This is a genomic window from Flavobacterium circumlabens (genome assembly GCF_004345565.1).
Taxonomy (GTDB): domain Bacteria; phylum Bacteroidota; class Bacteroidia; order Flavobacteriales; family Flavobacteriaceae; genus Flavobacterium; species Flavobacterium circumlabens.
The window spans coordinates 1-2,026 of record NZ_SLWA01000032.1 but is presented as its reverse complement, the minus strand read 5'-3'; the positions used below and the strand labels follow the sequence as shown (position 1 = coordinate 2,026).

At 34.8% G+C, this 2,026-nt stretch carries 2 protein-coding genes; both read left to right on the top strand.

Features of this window, described 5'->3' with window-relative positions; translation table 11 throughout:
• Positions 1-262: 262 nt before the first annotated feature.
• The gene (locus EV142_RS23940; protein WP_132038368.1) at positions 263-658 is read left to right on the top strand and encodes a plasmid mobilization protein; all 396 of its coding nucleotides are present in this window, start codon (positions 263-265) and stop codon (positions 656-658) included.
• Positions 643-1,908, top strand: a complete 1,266-nt coding sequence (locus EV142_RS23935; protein WP_132038367.1) for a relaxase/mobilization nuclease domain-containing protein — start codon at positions 643-645, stop codon at positions 1,906-1,908. The genes EV142_RS23940 and EV142_RS23935 overlap by 16 nt, the downstream gene beginning before the upstream one ends.
• The last annotated feature ends 118 nt before the right edge of the window (positions 1,909-2,026 follow it).

Genomic DNA, 2,026 nt, shown 5'->3' with positions numbered 1-2,026 from the left:
TCATGAGTAAATTATGACTATCAAACTTTTAAATATTTTATTTAAATTAGAAACCTGCTTTAAAAAAAATCTCAAAGACTGCCACGTTCCTGCAGTCGGCAAGATGAACGGTTGTTTAACAACCGCTTATCTTGCCACCCTTTACCTCGGAACTCGGTGGTGGGAGAAACTTAAAAGTTATGAGTTTGAAAACCTACAAATGAAGTGTAGCAAATTCACAAATACCTATAAAAACAATTTGAATTAATGAGTAAAATGAAAGATGATGGAAAGAGAAAATTCAAACAGAACACGCAGAATTGCACTGCGACTGACACCAGAAGAGTACACAAAAATTGAGCAGAAATACAAAGCCAGCACTTGCAGAAAGTTAAGTGACTATCTGCGTAAACATCTATTGGACAAATCTATTACAGCCACTTATAGAAATCAGTCACTGGATGATTTTATAGAAGAAACCGTGATACTTCGTAAGGAATTAAATGCCGTAGGAAATAATTTAAATCAGGCAGTAAAAAGACTTCATACCCTGCAACAAATTCCGGAATTCAAAGTCTGGATTATCAGTTTTGAAATAGATAGAAAAATCATAAGCAATAAAATAGACCAGATTGAAAGCCACACCTCAAAAATTACCGACAAATGGTTGCAATCATAAAAACAAGCCATTCTATTCGTAGTGTTTTTTACTACAATGAAAACAAAGTCAAATCTGGAGTTGCAGAGTGTATCTCAGCAGGAAACTATCCTTCGGATGTTGAAAAATTAAGCGATACCATGAAACTCAATCGGTTTATAAAACGAGCGGAATTAAACGAAAATGTAAAGTGCAATACGGTGCATATTTCGCTCAATTTTGACCCATCGGAAAAACATTCCAAAGAAAAACTAATAGCCATTACTGATATGTATATGGAGAAAATAGGATTCTCAGAACAGCCTTATTTAGTATACCAGCATCATGATGCAGGACATGCACATTTGCACGTGGTTTCCATAAATATCCAAAAAGATGGCAAACGTATTGATCTGCATCACTTAGGAATCAGAAAATCAGAACCTGCAAGAAAGGAGATTGAACAGCGCTTTGGGCTCATAAAAGCAGAAGGACAAAAACAGAAAGAAGCATTTACTTTAGAACCTATTTCAATGGGAAGGATTCAATATGGAAAGACTGAATCTAAAAAAGCTATTTTTAATGTTCTGAACACTGTTCTAAACCATTATAAATATTCAAGCCTGGCTGAACTTAATGCAGTACTAAAGCAATACAATGTCCTGGCTGACCGTGGTAATGAAAATTCCAAAATATTTTCAGCAAAAGGATTGGTATACCGCATACTGAATGAGCAAGGCAAACCAATTGGTGTGCCAATAAAATCGAGTAGTTTTTATAACAAACCGACTTTGACATTTTTAGAGCAGAAATTTAAAGATAATCAGGTAAGAAAAACGACGGATAAGTTGCATGTAAAAAATGCAATTAATATGGCGCTCTTCAACGAGAGAGCAATGCCTGTGAGCAAGCTTGCAAAACTATTAGAAAGAGAAGGAATTTATACCGTTTTTAGACGAAGTACAGAAGGTCAGCTTTATGGTATTACTTATATTGACCATACTACAAAAAACGTTTTTAATGGCAGTAGCCTGGGAAAAGAATACAGCGCTAAAGCTATTGAAGAGCGTTGTGGATTAAAGATTACTACTGAAGGAAAAGGAAATCATATTTATGAAAAACTCCCATCTAAAGAATTGCTGATTGATGACCTCCAATATCAAAAAGACACAATAACTATCCCAAATTTGGTCAAGATGTTGGATCTGATTACACGTGCTGAATATTCTTCTGATTATGTAGCAAAACAGTTTAGACAAAAGAAGAAAAGAAGAATCCAAAGGAGGATTTAAAAAGTTAAGGGTATGAAAATAAACCCTTAACATTGTCTCCATTTTTTGTTAGCACATCCAGGCCTGCTTAACATCAGGGAGAAACTCCTCCAATTCAATAGTGAAATACTAAAACTCA